Genomic DNA, 22,687 nt, shown 5'->3' on the forward strand with positions numbered 1-22,687 from the left:
GGAGGAACCGTGTCCGGATTCGTAGAAAAGCCCGAGCCGATCCAGGTTCCGGGCCTGGTGCATCTGCACACCGGCAAGGTGCGCGAGCTGTACCAGAACGAGGCGGGCGACCTCGTGATGGTCGCCAGCGACCGTATCTCCGCCTACGACTGGGTGCTGCCGACCGAGATCCCCGACAAGGGCCGCGTCCTCACCCAGCTCTCCCTGTGGTGGTTCGACCAGCTCGCCGACCTGGTCCCGAACCATGTCCTGAGCACCGAGCTGCCGCCGGGCGCCCCCGCCGACTGGGCCGGCCGCACCCTGGTCTGCAAGTCGCTGCAGATGATCCCGGTGGAGTGCGTGGCCCGCGGCTACCTCACCGGCTCGGGCCTCGCCGAGTACCGGGAGTCCCGTACCGTCTGCGGCCTCGCCCTCCCCGAAGGCCTCGTCGACGGCTCCGAACTCCCCGCCCCGATCTTCACGCCCGCCACCAAGGCCGAGGTCGGCGAGCACGACGAGAACGTCTCCTACGAGGAGGTCGCCCACCAGGTCGGCGCCGACACCGCCGCCCAGCTGCGCCAGGCCACCCTCGCCGTCTACTCCCGCGCCCGCGACATCGCCCGCGACCGCGGGATCATCCTGGCCGACACCAAGTTCGAGTTCGGCTTCGAGAACGACACACTCGTCCTCGCCGACGAGGTCCTCACCCCGGACTCCTCCCGCTTCTGGCCGGCCGACCGGTGGCAGCCGGGCCGTGCGCAGCCGTCGTACGACAAGCAGTACGTCCGCGACTGGCTGACCTCCGCCGAATCGGGCTGGGACCGCACGAGCGAGCAGCCGCCGCCCCCGCTGCCGCAGCAGGTCGTGGACGCGACCCGGGCCAAGTACGTGGAGGCGTACGAGCGCCTGACGGGCACCACCTGGAGCTGAGCCACGAAAAAGACCCCGGTCGCGATGACCGGGGTCTTTGTCCAGAGCGGACGACGAGGCTCGAACTCGCGACCTCAACCTTGGCAAGGTTGCGCTCTACCAACTGAGCTACGTCCGCAGTGCGCCGTGGCGCAAGAGCAACTATACCCAACCTCGCTCGCGGGCGAGCCGTACCGCCGTATGACGGTTTTCCGCCCCGAGTTTCGACACGGCCGACGACAGATAGTTCCGTACGGTCCCCTGTGACAGCGCGGCCCGCTGGGCGATCTCCGCGACGGGCGCCCCGTCTGCGGCCAGCTCCAGCACCTCGGCCTCGCGCGCGGTCAGTGGCGAGTCCCCGGCGGAGATCGCGTCGGCGGCCAACTCGGGGTCCACGAACCGGTTCCCTGCATGCACCGTGCGGATGATCTCAGCGAGCCGCTGCGCACTGACCGTCTTCGGGACGAACCCGCGCACACCCGCCGCCAGCGCCCGCTTCAGATGCCCGGGCCGCCCGTGGCTGGTCACGATCAGCACCTGACAGCCGGGCAGTTCGGCACGCAGGGATGTGGCCACCTTCACACCGTCCGCCCCGGGCATCTGAAGGTCGAGCACGGCCACATCCGGCTCGTGCGCCCGCGCCATCGCCAGCGCCTCCGGCCCGCTCGCCGCCTCGGCGACGACCATGAGGTCGTCCTCCAGGGAGAGCAGCGCGGCGAGCGCACCCCGGATCAGATGCTCGTCGTCGGCGAGCAGTACGCGCACGGTCACGAGGCGACCTCGCAGTCGGCCGCCGTGAACGGCACCTCCGCCACCAGCCGGAACATCCCGCCACCGACCGGCCCCGCCGCCAGTGTCCCGTCGACCGCGGTCAGCCGCTCCCGCAGCCCGGCGAGACCGGAGCCCCCGCCCGCGGCCCGCGGCCCGGCAGGCCCCGAGCTCCCGCCCCCGGCCCGCAGACCGCCCGCACCGTCGTCCGCCGCACTGCGGCCCTGCGAAACCCCGCGGCCCGAACCGCTGCTGTCCGAACCCCCGTCGCCTGTAACCCCGTTGCCGGGACCCCCGCTGCCTGCACCCCCGTCGGTGACCCCGTCGTTCTCCACTGTGAGCACCACAGTCCCCTCCTTCACCCGCAGCCCCACCACACATCGCCCGGCGTCCCCGTGCCGCAGCACGTTCGTCGTGGCCTCCCGCACGACCCATCCGAGCGCCGACTGCACCTCCCCCGGCAGCCCGGTGACCTCCCCGGTCACCTCGCACTCGATACCGGCGGCCGTCAGCACCCCGTGTGCACCGGCGAGTTCTGCCCCGAGGTCGATCTCCCGATACCCCCGTACGACATCCCGTACCTCGCGCTGCGACTGCTGCGCGATCCGCTGCACCTCGATCATCTGCTCCACCGCCTCGGCCCGGCCGCGTCGGGCCAACTGGACGGCCAGTTCGCTCTTCAGCGCAATCACGGCCAGGTTGCGCCCCATCACATCGTGCAGATCCCGACCGAACCGCAGCCGTTCCTCCGCGACGGCGAGCCGCGCCCGGGTCTCGCGGGCGGCGTCGAGTTCGTAGACGGCGTTGAGCAGCCAGACGGAGAAGACGGAGGTGAAGGCGAGGAACCCGCCCCCGAGCAGCACCGCGAACGTCCCGATCAGGGCGGCTCCCCAGGACGTCCCCAGCGGCAGCGACACCGCTCCGGCGCCCACGGCGCAGCCGGCCACGACCGCGAACACCCGCCGCCGGCTGCGGATGCCGAGCGTGATGCTGCCGACACCGAAGATCAGGACGACCCCGAAGACCGCGCCCGTGGCGGTGGCGGCCTCACCCCGGACCGGGAGGTGCTTCACGAGGGCGAGCGAGGTGACGGAGATCACCGTACTGAGCGCGCCGAGTGTCCACAGCAGACGGACCGGCTGCTCGCGCCTGCCGCGCGTCCAGTCCAGAGCCCGCGAGGCGGTCACGGCGCAGACCCCGGCGTGCACGCACACCATCAGCAGGAGCCAGCTCCCCAGCCCCGGCCCCGCCTCGCCGACGGCCGGAACCCCGATCGTGAGGATCTCGGCCACCGCGAAGAAGTGGAACGACCACCGGGTGTACGTCTCGACCTTCGCCGGTGTGCTCTTGCCCCGCCACCAGCTCCCCGGCCCGCGCAATGCCCCGCTCCTCCCGTTCGTCAGCGCCTCGGCTCCCAGCGGAACCATCGCCGTACAGCAAACACGGCGAGCACGGTCCAGGCCAGTGCGGTCGCCACGGCGCCCAGCGCCTCGTAGGCGGACAGGTCCCCGGTCCAGCCGCCGCGCACCAGGGTGATGACCGGCGTCAGCGGCAGCAGTTCGCACACCGAGGCCAGCTGGTCGGGGAGCAGTTCCAGCGGGAAGGCGATGCCCGAGCCGAGCATGGACACGAACATCATCGGCAGACTGGTCACCTGGGCGCTCTCGGCGGTCCTGGTGGACGCGGCCGCGACCGCTGCCAGCGCCCCGCACAGCACGAGCCCCAACAGCACCCCGACGACGGCGAGATGAGGAGCGGGCGGTGCTCCGAGGTCCAGCAGGACCGTGCAGCCTGCCGCCAGCAGCACGCACTGGGTGAGCCCGATCCCGGTCGCCGGCAGCGCGGCGGCGACGAGGATCTCCCGGTCGTGCAGCTCACCCGTGCGCAGCCGTTTCAGCACGAGTTCCTCGCGGCGGACGACATAGGCGTTGGTGAGGGCGGCGTAGACCGCGAAGAGCAGGGAGAAGCCGACGGCGGCGGGCAGGAGCACGGTGCCGACCGTGAGCCCGGCGTCCGCCAGGTCCATCCCGTCGACGGCGGAGCGCAGGCTCAGCGGCAGCAGCAGTGGCACGAGGACCGCGGTGACGAGAGTGGCCCGGCTGCGTACCAGCAGGGTCAGTTCGGCCCGCGCCAGCGCACTCATCCGAGCCGTGATGGTCGTGGTCATGCGGCCACCCCCGCCTTCTCCGCCTCGGCGGCGGCATCGCGCCCGGCGATCTGCAGGAACGCCTCCTCCAGCGAGGCCGACCGCACATCCAGCCCCCGCAGTTCGACCCCGGTGTCCCGGGCCCACACCAGCAGCGCGGTGGCCGCCCGTTGCACCTCGTGCGTCCGCAGCCGTACGGCCCGCCCGTCCACCTCGTGCCCGACGACCCCCAGCTCACCGAGGGGCGGCAGGTCTCCCAGGAAGTAGCCGTGGGGCAGCTCGAAGGAGATCCGGGCCGGCTGTGACGCCGTCACCTCGGCCGGTGTTCCGGTGGCCGCGATCCGCCCCTTGTGCATGATCGCCAGCCGGTCGGCCAGCCCCTCCGCCTCCTCGAGGTAGTGCGTGGTCAGCAGGACCGTCGTCCCCGTGTCCCGCAGCCTGCGGACCAACTCCCAGGTGTCCCGTCGCCCTTCGGCGTCCAGCCCGGTCGTCGGCTCGTCCAGGAACAGCACCTCGGGATCGCCGAGCAGTGCGAGCGCCAGGTCCAGGCGCCGCCGTTCACCCCCGGACAGCTGCTTCACGCGTACGCCGGACCGCGGGCCGAGCCCCACGAGCTCCAGCGCCTCGTCCACCGTCCCGCCCGTCTCCCGCCGCCACCCCTCCAACGAGCGGCTGCGCCGCGCACCCCTCTTTGCCCCGCTCGTACAGCCCGCCCACATCCGCACGGTCTCCGCGACGGTCAGCTCCGACGGAAAGCCGCCCTCCTGCAACATGACCCCGGTCCGCGGCCGGACGACGGCCCGCTCGGTGCAGGGATCACTTCCCAGCACCCGCACCCGGCCTCCGGCGGGCGCCGCGAGCCCCTCCAGCAGTTCGACGGTGGAGGTCTTGCCGGCGCCATTGGTGCCCAGCAGCGCGAAGAGCTCGCCACGTTTCACGTGGAACGTGATCCCGCGCACAGCCTCGAACCCGCCCCCGTACACACGCCTCAGGTCGGTGACCTCGATCACGTGCTCGTGTTCTTTCGTGTTCATGACCACAAGCATCCCGGCGGCCGCGGCCCGGCAGGAGTGCACGGTGTCACCACTCGGGATGACAAATGTCAGACGCCGGCCATCCGCACCTACGCCAAAGGCCCCGGTCGATGACCGGGGCCTTTGTGACTGGAGCGGACGACGAGGCTCGAACTCGCGACCTCAACCTTGGCAAGGTTGCGCTCTACCAACTGAGCTACGTCCGCATTGCTCCCGACCGGCTTTCACCGATCGGTGCGAGCACCAGCCTACCTGATCCACCTGAGTGGTCGGGAGGGCGATGCAGAGCGGGTGACAGGGATCGCACACTGCGCCTTCCCCCTGGAAGGGGGATGTTCTACTACTGAACTACACCCGCATGACTCCGTGGGCTGGGCTTTTCCGCCTCGCCCCTCGGCGTGCTCCAGACTCTAGCTGATCACCAGGGGTGCTGCGCAAGTCGGCTCCTGCGGGGGGTGCGTGAGCGACCGAGCCCGGAGTCCGTCCAGCTCCACGGTGCGGGCTTACCGGGCCGCGGCGAACGCCTCGTAGACCTTCTTCGGGATCCGGCCCCGCGCGGGTACGTCCATCTTGTTGGCCTGCGCCCAGGCCCGAACGGCCGCCGGGTCCGGGGCGACCTCCGTCTGCCGATAGGCCTTGCCCGACTTCGACCGCTTGCGGCCGGCCTCCACGTACGGCTCGAGCGCCTTACGCAGTTTCTTGGCATTGGTTTCGTTCAGGTCGATCTCGTACGACTTGCCGTCGAGTCCGAAGGCGATCGTTTCCGCCGCTTCCGAGCCGTCGATGTCGTCAAAGAGAGTGACTACGACACGCTGCGCCACGAATATCGGTCCCTTCGTGCGGCACCTCGGTGATGACGTGCCAGGACGTCATGGAGATGCCGCGGAGATGTCGGCTGTCGGCCAGTTATCGGGGAAAGTATCGGCTATTGCCAATTCATTTGTACAGTGCTCGGCAAAGCAATGTGAAGCCGGAGTAAATCTCCCCGCGTGTCCAGGATTCAAGGGGGGAGTGCAACGACTTCGATTGAGGGTGGTGGGGGGAGGCGGGTGGGCGCAATAGCCCTCGCGTGCGGATCCTGGATCTTTCCCGGAACTTTTCGTGAACGGGTCGCTCCGATGCCGGATCGTGATGATCAGCCCGTAGCTTCCTACAACTCTACCCGCGTAGAAATTTTGTGCGGGTAGTCTGAAGGAACCTGCTCAGCACCACACACCGGGAGTGCCAGTGGCACGCGTCGTAGTCGACGTCATGCTCAAGCCGGAGATCCTCGACCCCCAGGGCCAGGCGGTGCAGCGCGCACTGCCGCGGCTGGGTTTCGACGGGATCTCGGACGTACGTCAGGGAAAGCGATTCGAACTGGAAGTTGAGGGGCCGGTCGACGAGGCCGCGCTCGCCCGCATCCACGAGCTTGCGGAATCCTTCCTCGCCAACACCGTGATCGAGGACTTCACCGTCAAGGTGGAGGAAGTCGCGGGGGCCGCGAAGTGACCGCACGTATTGGCGTCGTCACTTTTCCGGGCAGCCTGGACGACCGGGACACACAGCGTGCGATCCGGCTCGCGGGCGCCGAGCCTGTTGCTCTCTGGCACAAGGACAAGGACCTGAAGCAGGTCGACGCCGTGGTGCTGCCCGGCGGTTTCTCCTACGGCGACTATCTGCGCGCCGGGGCCATCTCCCGTTTCTCGCCGGTGATGGAGACCGTCATCGAGCAGGCGAAGGCCGGACTTCCGGTCCTCGGCATCTGCAACGGCTTCCAGGTTCTCACCGAGGCCCATCTGCTGCCCGGCGCGATGCTCGGCAACGACCATCTGCACTTCATCTGCCGTGACCAGAAGCTGCGGGTGGAGCACGCGGACACCGCCTGGACCAGCGACTACACGGCCGGCCAGGAGATCCACATCCCGCTGAAGAACATGGACGGGCGGTACGTCGCCGACTCGTACACGCTCGACCAGCTGGAGGCGGAGGGCCGGGTCGTCTTCCGCTACCTGGACTTCAACCCGAACGGTTCCCTTCGGGACATCGCCGGCATCACCAACGAGGCCGGCAACGTCGTAGGCCTGATGCCGCACCCGGAGCACGCCGTCGAGCCGCTCGTCGGCACCGGCCGCACCGACGGTCTCCCCTTCTTCACCTCGATCCTCAAGAAGCTGGTCAACGCATGAGCAGGACGCCTCTGGACACGGTCGAGCACGCGGCCGCGACCCCCGACGTCGCGCTGCCCTGGGCCGAACTCGGCCTGAAGAAGGACGAGTACGAGCGGGTCGTGGAAATCCTCGGCCGCCGCCCGACCGGTGCCGAACTCGCCATGTACTCGGTGATGTGGTCCGAGCACTGCAGCTACAAGTCCTCCAAGGTCCACCTCCGTCAGTTCGGCGAGAAGGCCCCCCAGTCCGACGCCCTCCTCGTCGGCATCGGCGAGAACGCCGGTGTCGTCGACGTGGGCCAGGGCTATGCGGTCACCTTCAAGGTCGAGTCGCACAACCACCCGTCGTACGTGGAGCCCTACCAGGGCGCCGCGACGGGCGTCGGCGGCATCGTCCGCGACATCATCGCGATGGGCGCGCGCCCGGTCGCCGTCGTGGACCCCCTGCGCTTCGGCGCGGCCGACCACCCCGACACCAAGCGCGTCCTCCCGGGCGTCGTCGCCGGTATCGGCGGCTACGGCAACTGTCTGGGCCTGCCCAACATCGGCGGCGAGGTCGTCTTCGACCCCTGCTACCAGGGCAACCCGCTGGTCAACGCCGGCTGCATCGGCGTCATGCGGCACGAGGACATCCACCTCGCGAAGGCGTCCGGCGCGGGCAACAAGGTCATCCTGTACGGCGCTCGTACGGGCGGCGACGGCATCGGCGGCGCGTCGATCCTCGCCTCCGAGACCTTCGACGACGCCAAGCCCTCCAAGCGCCCCGCCGTCCAGGTCGGCGACCCCTTCCAGGAGAAGCTCCTCATCGAGTGCACCCTGGAGGCGTTCCGGGAGAAGCTGGTCGTCGGCATCCAGGACCTGGGCGCGGCCGGTCTGTCCTGCGCGACCAGCGAACTCGCCTCCAACGGCTCCGGCGGCATGACGGTCGTCCTCGACGACGTACCGCTGCGCGACTCCACGCTCTCGCCCGAGGAGATCCTCATGAGCGAGTCGCAGGAACGCATGTGCGCGGTCGTCGAGCCGGGCAAGGTCGACCGCTTCCTCGAGATCTGCGAGAAGTGGGACGTCATCGCCACGGTCATCGGTGAGGTGACCGACGGCGACCGCCTCGAGATCTTCTGGCACGGCGAGAAGATCGTCGACGTGGACCCGCGGACGGTCGCCCACGAGGGCCCGACATACGAGCGTCCGTACGCCCGCCCGTCCTGGCAGGACGCCCTCCAGGCCGACGACGCGGGCAAGCTCCCGCGGCCGGAGACCTCGCAGGAGCTGAAGGACCAGGTCCTGAAGCTGGTCGGGTCCCCGAACCAGGCCTCCAAGAAGTGGATCACCTCGCAGTACGACCACTTCGTGCAGGGCAACACCGTCCTCGCCCAGCCCGAGGACTCCGGCATGATCCGCATCGACGAGGAGACCGGCCTCGGCGTCGCCATCGCGACGGACGGCAACGGCCGGTACGCCAAGCTGGACCCGTACAAGGGCGCCCAGCTGGCCCTCGCAGAGGCCTACCGGAACGTGGCGACGACCGGCGCGAAGCCGCTGGCCGTCTCCGACTGCCTGAACTTCGGCTCGCCCGAGGACCCGGCGGTGATGTGGCAGTTCGCGGAGGCGGTACGGGGCCTGGCGGACGCCTGTCAGCAGCTGGGCACGCCCGTGACCGGCGGCAATGTCTCGCTCTACAACCAGACGGGCGAGGCGGCCATCCACCCGACCCCGGTCGTCGCCGTCCTCGGCGTGATCGACGACGTCGCTCGTCGTACGCCGGTCGGTTTCCAGGAGGAGGGGCAGCTGCTGTACCTCCTCGGCGACACGCGTGAGGAGTTCGGCGGCTCGGCCTGGTCCCAGGTCGTCCACGACCACCTCGGTGGTCTGCCGCCCGAGGTCGATCTGGAGCGTGAGCGCCTGCTCGCCGAGATCCTGATCTCCGCCTCCCGCGACGGAATGATCGACTCCGCGCACGACCTGTCCGACGGCGGTCTCGTCCAGGCCGTGGTCGAGTCGGCGCTGCTCGGCGGCAAGGGTGCCCGTCTGGTCGTCCCGGACGGTCTGGACGCGTTCACCTTCCTCTTCTCCGAGTCGGCCGGCCGCGCGATCGTCGCCGTCCCGCGCTCGGAGGAGGTCCGCTTCAACGACATGTGCGGCGCCCGCGGCCTCCCGGCCACCCGCATCGGTGTCGTCGACGGCGACGCGGTGGACGTCCAGGGCGAGTTCGCGCTCTCCCTTACGGAGCTCCGCGAGGCCCACGAGGGAACGATTCCGGCGCTGCTGGCGTAACCACTCGCACAACCTCGAAGGCCCTGTCCGGTTGCCGGGCGGGGCCTTCTGGTGTCCGCACGGTCAGTGGCTGCTGGTGGCTTCAGCAAAACCTGGCGATGCGTGGGGAGCGAGGTACGGGGGAGCGGTTCCGAGGGAAGAACTAGTGCCGCGACAGACAACGTTCGCCCCGTCGCGACGCCCGGCACGCTCCCCCACTGCCTCAAGGGCGTGGGAGGTACCCCCACTCGCCGCACCGGCCGAAAGCCCAAGTACATCCAGTACGAGGACTTCCGGCCGGCACTCCCCCAGCCTCCGGCCGAGGGACCCCCAGAGCACGCACCGGACGCCGCTCCTTGACGGGCAAACGTTGCCTGCCGCGGCACTAGGCTCCGACCATGCCCCCGGCCAAGAAGCGCCCCCGCAGCTACGACCCCGCCAAGACCCGCGCAGCCGTGCTCGCCCAGTTCGGCAACGTACGGGAGGCCGTTCGCAGCCTCACCCCCGAGCAGCTGGCCCTCCCTACCCGCCTCGGTGACTGGACCGTACGGGAGTTGATCGCGCACACCGGGATGGCCCTCGCCGCAGTGAGCCGACTGCTGCGGGAGCCCGAGCCGGCGCGGCAGGACGCGCGGCTGCTCGACTGGCCGTTCACGATCGCCGCCGACGCCCCGGGCATCGCCGACACCGCCCGTCACCTGGCCGAACAGCATCCTGATCTGGACGCCCACCTCGCCGGCATCGAGCAGTGCTTCACCGCCGACCTCGCCGCGCACCCCGGCACCCGGCTGCTCCCCACCAGCGCGGGCGCCCTCCCGCTGGCCGACTACGTCGTCACCCGCACCGTGGAACTCGTCGTCCACACCGACGACCTGAACGTGGCCGTCCCCGGCCTCGACATCCCCTACGACCGCCAGGCCCTCGCCGCCGCCACCCGGCTGCTCGCCGACGCGCTCGCCGCGAAGGCACCCGGCGGGGCGACCGAGGTGCGGATCCCGCCCTACGCCGTCGTGCAGTGCGTCGAAGGTCCCCGGCACACCCGCGGCACGCCGCCCAACGTCGTCGAGACCGACCCGCTGACCTGGCTCCGGCTCGCCACCGGGCGGATGGAGTGGACCGAGGCCGTCCGCGAGGCGAAGGTGAGCGCGAGCGGGGAGCGGGCGGATCTGGGGGAGTTCCTTCCGCTGATGTCGTAGCCGGAAAACCGGGAACCAATCACCCCACCCGCCCCGTCGAATCGGCATGTACAGGCAGAAGCAGCGCATCACCCTCACGGCCGCCCTCGCCCTCGTCCCCCTCGCCGCGGCCTGCGGCAGTGAACAGGCGGGCAGCACGTCGGCCGCCGCCCAGAAGCCCGTCACCGGCGTGCACTGGACCGTCGACAGCCTCACCGTCGACGGCAAGGAGCACGACGCCCCCACCGACGCACACGTCACCATCGACGACAGCGGCAAGGCCCAGGGCAACTACGGCTGCAACCACTTCAGCGCCCGGGCCGCCTTCGACGGCGACCGCATCCGGCTCAGCGACGCCACGGTGACCGAGATGGCCTGCGAGGACGCCCCCATGACCTTCGAGGAGAACCTCGCCCGCACCCTCGCCGACGGCCCGCTGAAGACCGAGGTCAGTGGCGACCGCCTCACCCTCACCACCGGCGCCGGCGACACCGTCCGCCTGACCGAGGAGCAGGACGCCCCGCTGTACGGCACGAAGTGGACGGTGACGGCACTGGGCGAGGGCGAGGTGGCCGAGTCCCTCCCGAAGAGCGCCGAGGGCAGGGCGTACCTCACCTTCGAGGAGAAGCCCGGCAAGGTCAGCGGTCGCCTCGCCTGCAACAAGGTCAACGCCGAGGCCACCGTGCGCGACGGGCGGATCACCCTGGGCACCGCATCCACCACGCGCATGATGTGCGAAGCCTCACTCATGGATACGGAAAAGCGCCTCCTGCGCCTCTTCGACGGCACGGTCAGCTACCGCCTGGAGCACCGCACCCTCACGCTGACCAGCGAAAACGGCGAGTCAGTGACCGCGACGGCCGGGAAGTGACCGGTTACCGCCGAGTATCCCCAATTCGGACCAGTGGTCGATCTCGCCTACACTCGGAGCCGTGCCACGTGGTGACGGTCGACTCAATCACGATCTGCTTCCCGGCGAAAAAGGCCCCCAGGACGCGTGTGGCGTCTTCGGTGTCTGGGCTCCGGGTGAAGAGGTCGCAAAGCTCACGTACTTCGGGCTCTACGCCCTCCAGCATCGGGGCCAGGAATCCGCGGGAATCGCGGTCAGCAACGGCTCCCAGATCCTCGTCTTCAAGGACATGGGACTGGTCTCCCAGGTCTTCGACGAGACCTCTCTCGGTTCCCTCCAGGGTCACATCGCGGTCGGTCACGCCCGCTACTCGACCACCGGCGCCTCGGTGTGGGAGAACGCCCAGCCGACGTTCCGCGCCACCGCGCACGGATCCATCGCGCTCGGCCACAACGGCAACCTGGTCAACACCGCCCAGCTCGCCGAGATGGTCGCCGACCTGCCCAAGCAGGACGGCCGCACCACCCGGGTCGCGGCGACCAACGACACCGACCTCCTGACGGCCCTGCTCGCCGCCCAGGTCGACGCCGACGGCAAGCCGCTGACCGTCGAGGAGGCGGCCCCCGTCGTCCTGCCGCAGGTCAGGGGCGCCTTCAGCCTTGCCTTCATGGACGAGCACACCCTGTACGCCGCCCGCGACCCGCAGGGCATCCGCCCCCTCGTCCTGGGCCGCCTGGAGCGCGGCTGGGTCGTGGCCTCCGAAACCGCCGCTCTCGACATCGTCGGCGCCAGTTTCGTGCGCGAGGTGGAGCCCGGCGAGTTCATCGCCATCGACGAGCAGGGCCTGCGCACTTCGCGATTCGCGGACGCGAAGCCCAAGGGCTGTGTCTTCGAGTATGTGTACCTGGCCCGCCCGGACACCGACATCGCCGGCCGGAACGTCTACCTCTCCCGCGTCGAGATGGGCCGCCGCCTGGCGAAGGAGGCCCCCGTCGAGGCCGACCTCGTCATAGCGACCCCGGAGTCCGGCACCCCGGCGGCCATCGGTTACGCGGAGGCGAGCGGCATCCCGTTCGGCGCGGGTCTGGTCAAGAACGCGTACGTCGGCCGTACGTTCATCCAGCCCTCGCAGACGATCCGCCAGCTCGGCATCCGTCTGAAGCTGAACCCGCTCAAGGAAGTCATCAAGGGCAAGCGCCTGGTCGTCGTCGACGACTCGATCGTCCGCGGCAACACCCAGCGGGCCCTGGTCCGCATGCTGCGCGAGGCCGGCGCGGCCGAGGTCCACATCCGGATCTCCTCCCCGCCCGTGAAGTGGCCCTGCTTCTTCGGCATCGACTTCGCCACCCGCGCCGAGCTCATCGCCAACGGCATGACCACCGAGGAGATCGGCACCTCTCTCGGCGCCGACTCCCTGGCGTACATCTCCCTCGAGGGCATGATCGAGGCGACCACCATCGCCAAGCCGAACCTGTGCCGCGCCTGCTTCGACGGCGAGTACCCGATGGAGCTCCCGGACCCCGAGCTGCTCGGCAAGCAGCTCCTGGAGACCGAGCTCGCGGCCGGTACGGCCGCCCCGGCTGCCGTCGACGCGATCCGTCGCCCGTAAGCCCCGTAGAAACCAACCCGAAAGATCCCAGGCAATGTCTGAGACTGCTGTGCCCGGTGCTTCCTACGCGGCTGCCGGTGTCGACATCGAGGCGGGCGACCGCGCGGTCGAGCTGATGAAGGAGTGGGTGAAGAAGACGCAGCGCCCCGAGGTCCTCGGCGGCCTCGGCGGCTTCGCCGGCCTCTTCGACGCCTCCGCCCTCAAGCGCTACGAGCGTCCCCTGCTCGCCTCCGCCACGGACGGCGTCGGTACCAAGGTCGACATCGCCCGCCGGCTGGGCGTCTACGACACGATCGGCCACGACCTGGTCGCGATGGTCATGGACGACATCGTGGTGTGCGGCGCCGAGCCGCTGTTCATGACCGACTACATCTGCGTCGGCAAGGTCCACCCCGAGCGGGTGGCCGCCATCGTGAAGGGCATCGCCGAGGGCTGTGTGCTGGCGGGCTGCGCCCTGGTCGGCGGTGAGACGGCCGAGCACCCGGGTCTGCTGGGCGAGGACGACTTCGACGTCGCCGGTGCCGGTACGGGCGTCGTGGAGGCCGACCGGCTGCTCGGCCCGGATCGTATCCGTACGGGTGACGCCGTCATCGCCATGGCGTCCTCCGGTCTTCACTCGAACGGGTACTCACTGGTCCGGCACGTTCTGCTGGACCGGGCGGGCCTGACCCTGGAATCGGAGATCGCCGAGCTCGGCCGCACCCTCGGTGAGGAGCTGCTGGAGCCGACGAAGATCTACTCCCTGGACTGCCTGGCCCTGACCCGCACCACCGAGGTGCACGCCTTCAGCCACATCACCGGCGGCGGACTCGCGGCCAACCTGGCCCGGGTCATCCCCGACGGGCTGCACGCGATCGTCGACCGCTCCACCTGGACTCCGGCCCCGGTCTTCGACCTGGTCGGCCGGACCGGTGACGTCGAGCGCCTGGAGCTGGAGAAGACCCTGAACATGGGCGTCGGCATGATCGCGATCGTGCCGGAGGAATCCACCGAGGTGGCGCTGGCGACGCTGGCCGACCGCGGGGTGGACGCGTGGGTCGCCGGCGAGATCACGGACCGGGGTGAGCACACGACCGGTGCCGCCCTCGTGGGTGACTACGCGTAAACGGAACCCCTTGGGATCCCCCTGCTCGAGCGCAGTCGAGAGTGGGGGGAGTTCGAGGAGCGGATCCGGGGCGGAGCCCTGAGGCGGCAGCACGAAACCCGGTCCGGCGCTCGAAGCCCCGGACCGGGTAAGGCACGGCTAAGCCGCTGCAGGCGTCACGCGCCGCGACGATGCTGCGAGGACTGGTCGTCCTCGTCTTCCTCGTCGTCGTCCTCATAGAGGTCGGCGTACCGCGAATACAGGTCGTCGTCCTGCTCATCGTCCTCGAAGCGGTCGCCGTTCGGCGACTGGTTCGACGTCGATGCGCCCAGCTCTTCAGCCAGGCGTGAGAGGTCAGTCCCACCGCTGTTGTACTTCAGCTGGCGGGCGACCTTCGTCTGCTTGGCCTTGGCCCGGCCGCGCCCCATGGCTCGACCCCCTCAACGACGGGGCTCGACGGCCCCAGAGTCTGACACGCGTTCATGATCCGGAACGGACTCTCCGTGGAGAGGCCGGTCCGTAGGGCTTCCACGGTACCTGAGCCCGCGCCCATACGGTACGTCGCCCGCAGGAAGGGCGTGTGCACAGCACCTTCGAGGAGCCCCGTCCTCGCTGGTCAGTGGCGATTTTAACCACTTATTGGCGGACGACCCGCCGGTCGAAGTGAGAGTTCTCTCCAAGTGCCCACCGGCAGGTACCGCCCAAACCTGTCAGCCGCCCGCGCCGAACGTCACCATCCCCGCAACGCGGCGCCGTCATGCATCCGCTGCTCCGCGATCCGGTCGGCCGCGGCGGCCGGCGGAATACCATCCGCCTTCGCACGTGCGAATATGGCCAGCGTGGTGTCGTAGATCTGCGCGGCCTTCGCCTTGCACCGGTCGAAGTCGAAGCCGTGCAGCTCGTCGGCGACCTGGATGACGCCGCCGGCGTTGACCACGTAGTCGGGCGCGTAGAGGATCCCGCGGTCGGCGATGTCCTTCTCCACGCCCGGGTGGGCGAGCTGGTTGTTGGCCGCGCCGCAGACCACCCTGGCGGTCAGCACCGGCACGGAGTCGTCGTTCAGCGCCCCGCCGAGCGCGCAGGGAGCGTAGATGTCGAGCCCGTCGATCCGGATCAGCGCATCGGTGTCGGCGACGGCCAGCACGTTCGGATGCCGCTCGGTGACCCGCCGTACGGCCTCCTCGCGCACATCCGTGACGAAGACTTCGGCGCCCTCCGCCAGCAGGTGTTCCACCAGGTGGTGGCCGACCTTGCCGACGCCGGCGATCCCCACCCGGCGGCCGCGCAGCGACGGGTCGCCCCACAGATGCTGGGCGGACGCCCGCATGCCCTGGTAGACGCCGAACGCGGTGAGCACGGAGGAGTCGCCCGCGCCGCCGTTCTCCGGCGAGCGCCCGGTCGTCCAGCGGCACTCGCGTGCGACGACGTCCATGTCGGCGACATACGTACCGACGTCACAGGCCGTGACGTACCGACCGCCCAGCGAGGCCACGAACCGGCCGTAGGCGAGCAGCAGCTCCTCGGTCTTGATCCGCTCGGGGTCACCGATGATCACGGCCTTGCCGCCGCCGTGGTCGAGCCCGGCCATGGCGTTCTTGTACGACATCCCGCGGGCGAGGTTCAGCGCGTCGGCGACGGCCTCCGCCTCGTTCCGGTACGGGTAGAAGCGGGTACCGCCGAGCGCGGGGCCCAGGGCGGTGGAGTGGATGGCGATGACGGCCTTGAGGCCGCTCGCGCGGTCCTGACAGAGCACGACTTGCTCATGACCCCCCTGATCCGAGTGGAACAGGGTGTGCAGTACATCAGCAGGTGCGCCGGTTACGTCGGTCACGGTGGTGACTCCTGATGTAAGTAGCGGCGATTGACGGGGGCTCCCGTGGTGGTGGCGGGGGCCTGTGAGCATGAGATTAGAGCCTCGTGACCCCGCCGACCGTGCAGTGCTCAGGATCACCTCCGGACGGAGTACGTCCGTGCGACGATTTGCATAGTTTTCCCGCGCGTTTGTGGGCGGGTTCCGCAGTTTTCCCCGGCAGCCGGCGGGGGAGGGAGCAGGCGTGCCCAAGGTGTCCTCGGTGATCGTCCCGTATGCGGCGTACCTGCGCGTGTACGAGCCGCTGGCCGCCTTCCCGGAGCCGGAGCGCGGCCAGTGGGCCCGCTACGCCCACCGTCCCGACCGCCCTTCCTATCAGGACGAACTCCGCCGCTCCCTGGCCGACTTGCTGCCCACCCCGCCTGTTCCGGTGCCGGTGCACGAGAGCCGCGACGCCTTCGTGCTGGAGGCCGACGGGGTGGTCCACGTCTGCCCCTGGCGCACCCGGCTGCGCGGCTGGCAGGCCCTGGGTGATCTCGCCGAGGAGTTCCCGCCGCCCCTGTTGGACGCCGTCCTGCCTCCGCTGGTCCGCCACCAGGCCGCCCAGGACTACGAGCGCTGGCTCGCCCTCAACCCGGACGCCCGCCCCTGGATCCGCACCGCGACCTGGCAGGTGCCGCTGACCTGGTTCGTCCTGGTCTCGGACGAGGAGCGGCAGTACGACAAGGGCGCCGGGGGCACGGAGGACTCCGCGCCGGTGCTGCGCTACCGCACGCCCATGGTGCAGGCCCGGCGCCGGGTGGCCCGCGCCCTGCGCACCCTCAGGAACGCCATGGACGAGGGACCGCTCATCGACGGTCTTGTGGACGTCGGACGCTGGCTGGAGGAGTTCCATCCGCGCTCCCTCGTGGAGCTGGACTACGGCGGGCTGGTGCACGCCCTGCCGGCCGGCGAGCTGGAGGGCGATCACTCGGCGGCCGACGTGGCCGAGGGGATCGAGGCGCTGCGCAACGGCGACGGGGCCGCGGCGGGCGAGGCGTACGGCCGGCTCGTGGAGCGCTGGCGGTCGGTGCGCGACCTGCGTTCGGCGAACTGACGTACTGTGCTGTGACGCACCTTACGGGGCCTCAACAACGGACCTAGAGCGCGATCTGGGCGTTTGCGTCAAGCCTGTGATGCAGGCGGCAAGCGTGACGGAACGCACTTACACGTCCCTTGCGTCCCTTCGCCCCCCTCATGCCAAAATAGGACAAGGAGTCCGGGGAAGGCTCCCTCCGTCCCATGTGCTCAACTATGGGCGGAATCTCAGCATTGCACGCTTTGGTGGGTCTGGTGACTCCGGATCGCCACTGTGACTGATCGTCACAGTGGCGTGACTGTCCGCTATGGCATGGTCCATCGGCTTCCGTCGCTGATGAACACCTGGGAGGGCAATTCCATCGGTTTGGCCGACGCGGCTGGACAGATGGTGTAGTTGTAGTGCCGAGGACAAGCCGTTCGTCCTATAACCGACTCGACTCGCGTCCGCCATTTCGGGCAACGCGGGTCAAGGTGCAGAATTTAGAGGAAAGAACCGAGAAGGTTCGGTTCTCCCGAGGAGGCCGCTCATGACCGCTCGCACCCCTGATGCCGAGCCGCTGCTGACCCCGGCTGAGGTCGCCACGATGTTCCGCGTCGACCCGAAGACGGTCACGCGGTGGGCGAAGGCCGGCAAGCTCACTTCCATCCGTACGCTCGGCGGACACCGCCGCTACCGCGAGGCCGAGGTCCGCGCACTGCTCGCGGGCATCCCGCAGCAGCGCAGCGAGGCCTGAACAACTGAATAACCGGGCAAACCGGCCGGTTCCCCCAACCAGCCGCGGCGTCCGAACCAAGCTCCAACCGACGCGGATCCTGCCCCAACAGGGTTCACGCCCAAGGTCTTCAGGCAACTGACAGGGTGCGTCGTCGATCGCGCTGGACTCCGCCGGGTCCAGCGCGATCTTTTTGTGCGCCGGAGGTCGACCCTGTGGGCCGCCTTGTCGGAGTCTGGAGAGGGGTGTCGGAGCTGCTGTGCGGGCACCCTCCCTGGTAGTGCAATTGCACATATTAAATTGAACAGTTGTAGGGGACGGGTAAGTACCGCGGTTTCAGAAACTCATGCGGTGACACCCGTCACATGACAGGGTGCTTGTTGCCTCTGACCCCTGTGCGATAGGGGAGTTGGTCATGTGACGGAGGCGCTCGAGGGGCGCTCGTCCTCGGCGCTCTCCTCCGGTACGTCCGTCGCCCGCGGCGCGGAGGCCATGGCGAGCCGCAGGAGCTGGTGGCAGATCGGGCAGTGCCGGGTCAGATGCCGATACGACGACGCGGCCGACAGATGCGCGCGGAGCAACGCCCGCGTCTCGTGCCTGACCGATGCCGCCATACGCCACCTCCGGGGTCGTACGGGAACGCTGCCCTGGTTTCTGAGTACCGAGCGAATGTGACGCCGTCAAGGCGGCGAGGAGCTCCGCCGGTAGCGGCGCTTCGTGGCACCCGGCACTGCGGTGACCGCCCCCTGGGGACCTGCGGCCCCCAGACCCCCCGCTTCGGCCCTGAACGGGCCTCGTCCTCGAACTCCCCCCAGAGGGGGCACCCCCAGACGGGCTGAGATTTCGCCGACCGGCGCCGGATGCGTGCGCCGGGGCATGAGCAAGGCCCGCAGTCCCTTGCGGGATGCGGGCCTCAATCGTTTGCTGCGGTCCTGACGGGATTTGAACCCGCGGCCTCCACCTTGACAGGGTGGCGAGCACTCCAAACTGCTCCACAGGACCAGGTTTCGCTGCGCGTTTGTTGCGTTGCGCTGCGAGAAGAAACTGTACAGGAGGGCGGGGTCCTGGTCGAACTCACCCTGGGTGGCTGCTCCGTTACGGGGCCGCCGCGTCGATCGCCTTCACGATGCGCTTGTCGGAGACCGGGTACGCCGTGCCGAGGGCGTGCGCGAAGTAGCTGACGCGGAGTTCCTCGATCATCCAGCGGATGTCCAGCACCGAGGACGGGACCGGGCGCCCCTGTGGCATCTGCTCGAGGAGCCAGGCGTACTCGTCCTGCATCTCCTTGACCTTCTCCATGCGCGTGGTGTCCCGCTGGACGTTCGCCGGCATCTGCTGCAGCCGGCGGTCCGCGGCGACCAGGTAGCGCATCAGGTCCGGCAGGCGCCGCAGCCCCGCCTCCGTCACGAAGCCGGGCTTCACAAGGGCGTCCAGCTGCCCCCGTACGTCCTGGAGGTTCGCCAGGAGCGCGGGGCTGCGTACGGCCTTCAGGCGGCGCTCACAGGCCTGCCAGGCGGCCAGGACCTGCTGCACCTGCCCGACTGTACGGACCGTCGTGTCGACGATCTCGGCACGCACCCTGTCGTACAGCTTCCGGTACGACTCCTCGTCCCACGCCGGCCCGCCGAAGTCCGCGATCAGCTTGTCGGCCGCGGCCGTCGCGCAGTCGTCGAACAGGGCCTGGACCGAGCCGTGCGGGTTGGCGGAGAGGGCAAGCTTCTGGGCGTTCGTCAGCTTCTCGGACGCGAATTTCGCCGGGTTCACCGGGATGTTCCGCAGGATCAGGCGGCGCGTGCCCTTCCACATGGCCTCGGCCTGCTCCGCCTCCGTGTCGAAGAGACGTACGGAGACCGTGTCGCCGTCGTCGACGAGCGCCGGGTACGCCTTCACGGGCTGGCCGGCCCGGCGGGTCTCGAAGACGCGGGTGAGCGTGCCGATCGTCCAGTCGGTCAGGCCCTTGCGCTCGACGGACTCGCCGCCCTGACGCTCGGCCGTGGCCGCGGCGGCCTGCGAGAGGGCCTTGCGGGCCTTCGGCTTCAGCCGGAGCTTCAGCGCCTCAAGGTCCTTGTCCTCCGCCAGCTTGCGGCGGCGCTCGTCGACGATGCGGAACGTGATGCGCAGATGGTCGGGGACCCTCGACCAGTCGAAGTCCTCTGCAGTGAAGGGGACGCCGACCATCCGCTTCAGCTCGCGGGCCATGGTGATGGTGAGGGGTTCCTGGAGAGGGACGGCCGTGTCCAGGAACCGCTTCGCGAAGTTCGGCGCTGGTACGTAGTTACGGCGGATCGGCTTCGGAAGGGACCGGATCAGCTCGGTGACCACTTCCTCCCGCAGGCCCGGGATCTGCCAGTCGAAGCCCTCGTCCATGACCTGGTTGAGGACCTGCAGCGGAATGTGGACGGTGACGCCGTCGGCGTCCGCGCCCGGCTCGAACTGGTACGTGACCCGGAACTTCAGCGGGCCCTGCCGCCAGGAGTCCGGATAGTCCGCCTTGGTGACCGCCTCCGCCGACTCCCGGATGAGCATCTCGCGCTCGAAGTCCAGGAAGTCCGGCTGCTCGTGCCGCTTGCGCTTCCACCACGAGTCGAAGTGGGCGCCGGAGACGACGTGTTCGGGGATCCGCTGGTCGTAGAAGTCGAAGAGGGTCTCGTCGTCGACCAGGATGTCCCGGCGGCGGGCGCGGTGCTCCAACTCCTCGACCTCGGTGAGGAGTTTGCGGTTGTCGGCGAAGAACTTGTGGTGCGTGCGCCAGTCACCCTCGACCAGGGCGTTGCGGATGAAGAGCTCGCGGGAGACTTCCGGGTCGATCCGGCCGTAGTTGACCTTGCGCTGGGCGACGATCGGGACGCCGTACAGCGTGACCTTCTCGTACGCCATCACCGCGGCCTGGTCCTTCTCCCAGTGCGGTTCGCTGTACGTCCGCTTGAGGAGGTGCTCGGCGAGCGGCTCGACCCACTCCGGCTCGATCTTCGCGTTGACGCGGGCCCAGAGCCGGGAGGTCTCCACCAGCTCGGCGGACATCACGAACCGCGGCGGCTTCTTGAAGAGCGCCGAGCCCGGGAAGATCGCGAACTTGGCGTTACGGGCGCCGAGGTACTCGTTGCGCTCCCTGCGCGCGCCGGAGTCCCTGCTGTCCTTGGACTCCTTCACATCCTTCATCCCGATGTGGGAGAGAAGGCCGGCGAGCAGGGAGACGTGGATACGGTCGGCGGGGGCGTCGTCCTCGTTGACATGGATGCCCATCTGCTTGGCGACCGTGCGCAGCTGGGTGTAGATGTCCTGCCATTCGCGGATGCGCAGGAAGTTGAGGTACTCCTGCTTGCACATCCGGCGGAACGAGGACGAGCCGCGCTCCTTCTGCTGCTCGCGGATGTACCGCCAGAGATTGAGGTAGGCGAGGAAGTCGCTGGTCTCGTCCTTGAAGCGGGCATGCAACTGGTCGGCCTGGGTCTGCTTGTCGGCCGGGCGCTCCCGCGGATCCTGGATGGACAGCGCGGCGGCTATGACCATGACCTCGCGGACACAGCCGTTCTTGTCGGCCTCCAGCACCATGCGGGCCAGACGCGGGTCGACGGGGAGCTGCGCGAGCTTGCGGCCCGTATCGGTGAGCCGCTTGCGCGGGTCCTTCTGGGCCGGGTCGAGCGCGCCCAGCTCCTGCAGGAGGTGGACGCCGTCGCGGATGTTGCGGTGGTCCGGCGGGTCGATGAACGGGAACTTCTCGATGTCGCCGAGGCCGGCCGCGGTCATCTGGAGGATGACGGACGCGAGATTCGTACGGAGGATCTCCGCATCCGTGAACTCCGGCCGCGCAAGGAAGTCGTCCTCGCTGTACAGCCGGATGCAGATGCCGTCGGACGTACGGCCGCAGCGGCCCTTGCGCTGGTTGGCGCTCGCCTGGGAGACCGGCTCGATGGGCAGCCGCTGGACCTTGGTGCGGTGGCTGTAGCGGGAGATCCGGGCGAAGCCGGGGTCGATGACGTACTTGATGCCCGGGACGGTGAGGGACGTCTCGGCGACGTTGGTCGCCAGAACGATCCTGCGGCCGGCGTGCGGCTGGAAGACCCGGTGCTGCTCGGCGTGGGACAGGCGGGCGTACAGCGGGAGGATCTCGGTGAAGCGGTACTGCTTCCTGGTGAGGGCGTCCGCGGTGTCCCGGATCTCCCGCTCACCGGAGAGGAAGACCAGGATGTCGCCCTGGCCCTCCCTCTGGAGCTCCTCGACCGCATCGGTGATCGCGGTGATCTGGTCGCGGTCGGCGTCGTCGCCGTCCTCTTCGAGGAGGGGCCGGTAGCGCACCTCCACGGGATACGTACGGCCGCTGACCTCGACGATCGGCGCGTCGCCGAAGTGCCGGGAGAAGCGCTCGGGGTCGATGGTGGCGGAGGTGATGACGACCTTGAGATCGGGCCGCTTCGGCAGCAACTGCGCGAGATATCCGAGCAGGAAGTCGATGTTGAGGGACCGCTCGTGGGCCTCGTCGATGATGATCGTGTCGTAGGCGCGCAGCTCGCGGTCGGTCTGGATCTCGGCGAGCAGAATGCCGTCCGTCATGAGCTTGACGAAGGTGGCGTCCGGGTTCACCTGGTCGGTGAAGCGGACCTTCCAGCCGACGGTCTCACCGAGCGGAGTGTCCAGCTCCTCGGCCACCCGCTCGGCGACGGTACGGGCGGCGATACGGCGGGGCTGGGTGTGCCCGATCATGCCGCGGACACCACGCCCGAGCTCGAGACAGATCTTCGGGATCTGGGTCGTCTTGCCGGACCCGGTCTCACCGGCGACGATCACGACCTGGTGGTCGCGGATGGCGTCGGCGATCTCGTCCTTCTTCTGGCTGACGGGCAGCTGGGGCGGGTAGGTGACCGCGGGCACGCGCGCCCGCCGGCCGGCCATCCGCTCCTCGGCCCTGGCGACCTCCGCCTCGATCTCGGCGAGGACGGCGGCACTGGCCTCCGGCTTGCGGATCTTGCGCGCACCCTCGAGCCGCCGCCCGAGCCGGTGCGCATCGCGCAGCGAGAGCTCGGTGAGGCGGGGGGCGAGGGTGCCGAGGGCGGGGGCGCCGGGGGCAGGCTGCGTAGACATACGGGACCCAGGATCTCATCCCGGGGAAATCCATGGCGAACGCTTTTGC

19 protein-coding genes and 4 tRNA genes are annotated in these 22,687 nt (G+C 69.4%); 10 read left to right on the plus strand and 13 right to left on the minus strand.

Going from position 1 to position 22,687, the window contains the following annotated elements; translation table 11 throughout:
* Positions 1-9: 9 nt before the first annotated feature.
* A complete protein-coding gene (locus ACFVJQ_RS12715; RefSeq protein WP_385783260.1) occupies positions 10-909 on the plus strand; it encodes a phosphoribosylaminoimidazolesuccinocarboxamide synthase in 900 nt (299 codons plus the stop codon).
* A 45-nt stretch (positions 910-954) separates the two neighbouring features.
* Here ACFVJQ_RS12715 and ACFVJQ_RS12720 read toward each other — a convergent pair.
* The 8 genes from ACFVJQ_RS12720 to ACFVJQ_RS12755 all read right to left on the minus strand — a co-directional run bounded on the left by ACFVJQ_RS12720 (position 955) and on the right by ACFVJQ_RS12755 (position 5,657).
* A tRNA-Gly gene (locus tag ACFVJQ_RS12720) sits at positions 955-1,027 on the minus strand.
* Positions 1,028-1,050: 23 nt separating this feature from the next.
* A complete protein-coding gene (locus ACFVJQ_RS12725) occupies positions 1,051-1,653 on the minus strand; it encodes a response regulator (protein WP_385783354.1) in 603 nt (200 codons plus the stop codon).
* 2 nt (positions 1,654-1,655) lie between these two features.
* Complete coding sequence (locus ACFVJQ_RS12730; protein WP_385783263.1) at positions 1,656-3,083, minus strand: sensor histidine kinase; 1,428 nt, start codon at positions 3,081-3,083, stop codon at positions 1,656-1,658.
* Complete coding sequence (locus ACFVJQ_RS12735) at positions 3,056-3,823, minus strand: ABC transporter permease (protein ID WP_385783266.1); 768 nt, start codon at positions 3,821-3,823, stop codon at positions 3,056-3,058. Before ACFVJQ_RS12735 ends, ACFVJQ_RS12730 begins: the two co-directional genes overlap by 28 nt.
* Positions 3,820-4,836: an ABC transporter ATP-binding protein gene (locus ACFVJQ_RS12740; RefSeq protein ID WP_385783268.1), complete on the minus strand. Its 1,017-nt coding sequence runs from the start codon at positions 4,834-4,836 to the stop codon at positions 3,820-3,822. The genes ACFVJQ_RS12735 and ACFVJQ_RS12740 overlap by 4 nt, the downstream gene beginning before the upstream one ends.
* Before the next feature lie 130 nt (positions 4,837-4,966).
* Positions 4,967-5,042 (minus strand) — tRNA-Gly (locus ACFVJQ_RS12745).
* Between the two features lie 80 nt (positions 5,043-5,122).
* Positions 5,123-5,194, minus strand: a tRNA-Gly gene (locus tag ACFVJQ_RS12750).
* Positions 5,195-5,339: 145 nt separating this feature from the next.
* A complete protein-coding gene (locus ACFVJQ_RS12755; protein WP_129798635.1) occupies positions 5,340-5,657 on the minus strand; it encodes an Lsr2 family protein in 318 nt (105 codons plus the stop codon).
* 406 nt (positions 5,658-6,063) lie between these two features.
* Between ACFVJQ_RS12755 and purS the strand changes: the two genes are divergently transcribed.
* From purS to purM, 7 genes are all read left to right on the plus strand, one after another.
* Positions 6,064-6,327, plus strand: a complete 264-nt coding sequence (purS, locus tag ACFVJQ_RS12760) for a phosphoribosylformylglycinamidine synthase subunit PurS (RefSeq protein WP_129798634.1) — start codon at positions 6,064-6,066, stop codon at positions 6,325-6,327.
* Positions 6,324-7,004, plus strand: a complete 681-nt coding sequence (gene purQ / locus ACFVJQ_RS12765; protein WP_224739379.1) for a phosphoribosylformylglycinamidine synthase subunit PurQ — start codon at positions 6,324-6,326, stop codon at positions 7,002-7,004. Before purS ends, purQ begins: the two co-directional genes overlap by 4 nt.
* Entirely contained in the window at positions 7,001-9,259 is a 2,259-nt protein-coding gene (purL, locus tag ACFVJQ_RS12770; protein ID WP_385510626.1) for a phosphoribosylformylglycinamidine synthase subunit PurL, read from the plus strand. The genes purQ and purL overlap by 4 nt, the downstream gene beginning before the upstream one ends.
* A gap of 377 nt (positions 9,260-9,636) precedes the next feature.
* A complete protein-coding gene (locus ACFVJQ_RS12775; protein ID WP_385783273.1) occupies positions 9,637-10,434 on the plus strand; it encodes a sterol carrier family protein in 798 nt (265 codons plus the stop codon).
* Between the two features lie 46 nt (positions 10,435-10,480).
* Positions 10,481-11,284, plus strand: a complete 804-nt coding sequence (locus tag ACFVJQ_RS12780; RefSeq protein WP_385783276.1) for an META domain-containing protein — start codon at positions 10,481-10,483, stop codon at positions 11,282-11,284.
* A gap of 61 nt (positions 11,285-11,345) precedes the next feature.
* Complete coding sequence (gene purF, locus ACFVJQ_RS12785; RefSeq protein ID WP_385510630.1) at positions 11,346-12,872, plus strand: amidophosphoribosyltransferase; 1,527 nt, start codon at positions 11,346-11,348, stop codon at positions 12,870-12,872.
* A gap of 34 nt (positions 12,873-12,906) precedes the next feature.
* The gene (purM, locus tag ACFVJQ_RS12790; RefSeq protein WP_385510631.1) at positions 12,907-13,977 is read left to right on the plus strand and encodes a phosphoribosylformylglycinamidine cyclo-ligase; all 1,071 of its coding nucleotides are present in this window, start codon (positions 12,907-12,909) and stop codon (positions 13,975-13,977) included.
* 155 nt (positions 13,978-14,132) lie between these two features.
* Here the strand turns inward: purM and ACFVJQ_RS12795 are convergent, their stop codons facing one another.
* Both ACFVJQ_RS12795 and ACFVJQ_RS12800 read right to left on the minus strand, forming a co-directional pair.
* Positions 14,133-14,384, minus strand: a complete 252-nt coding sequence (locus tag ACFVJQ_RS12795) for a DUF3073 domain-containing protein (protein WP_224739385.1) — start codon at positions 14,382-14,384, stop codon at positions 14,133-14,135.
* A 302-nt stretch (positions 14,385-14,686) separates the two neighbouring features.
* Positions 14,687-15,787, minus strand: coding sequence for a Leu/Phe/Val dehydrogenase (locus tag ACFVJQ_RS12800; protein ID WP_385510632.1), 1,101 nt, complete (start codon positions 15,785-15,787; stop codon positions 14,687-14,689).
* Between the two features lie 223 nt (positions 15,788-16,010).
* Between ACFVJQ_RS12800 and ACFVJQ_RS12805 the strand changes: the two genes are divergently transcribed.
* Positions 16,011-16,862: a hypothetical protein gene (locus tag ACFVJQ_RS12805; protein WP_385783281.1), complete on the plus strand. Its 852-nt coding sequence runs from the start codon at positions 16,011-16,013 to the stop codon at positions 16,860-16,862.
* A gap of 511 nt (positions 16,863-17,373) precedes the next feature.
* A complete protein-coding gene (bldC, locus tag ACFVJQ_RS12810) occupies positions 17,374-17,580 on the plus strand; it encodes a developmental transcriptional regulator BldC (RefSeq protein WP_003949541.1) in 207 nt (68 codons plus the stop codon).
* Positions 17,581-17,972: 392 nt separating this feature from the next.
* Here bldC and ACFVJQ_RS12815 read toward each other — a convergent pair whose 3' ends face one another.
* The 3 genes from ACFVJQ_RS12815 to hrpA all read right to left on the minus strand — a co-directional run bounded on the left by ACFVJQ_RS12815 (position 17,973) and on the right by hrpA (position 22,638).
* Positions 17,973-18,173: a DUF6274 family protein gene (locus tag ACFVJQ_RS12815; protein WP_129798624.1), complete on the minus strand. Its 201-nt coding sequence runs from the start codon at positions 18,171-18,173 to the stop codon at positions 17,973-17,975.
* 313 nt (positions 18,174-18,486) lie between these two features.
* Positions 18,487-18,561: transfer RNA gene (locus ACFVJQ_RS12820), tRNA-Asp, on the minus strand.
* Positions 18,562-18,654: 93 nt separating this feature from the next.
* Complete coding sequence (gene hrpA / locus ACFVJQ_RS12825) at positions 18,655-22,638, minus strand: ATP-dependent RNA helicase HrpA (RefSeq protein ID WP_385783285.1); 3,984 nt, start codon at positions 22,636-22,638, stop codon at positions 18,655-18,657.
* Positions 22,639-22,687 lie beyond the last annotated feature (49 nt).

The organism is Streptomyces sp. NPDC127197 (genome assembly GCF_042672405.1).
Taxonomy (GTDB): Bacteria; Actinomycetota; Actinomycetes; order Streptomycetales; family Streptomycetaceae; genus Streptomyces; species Streptomyces flavusporus.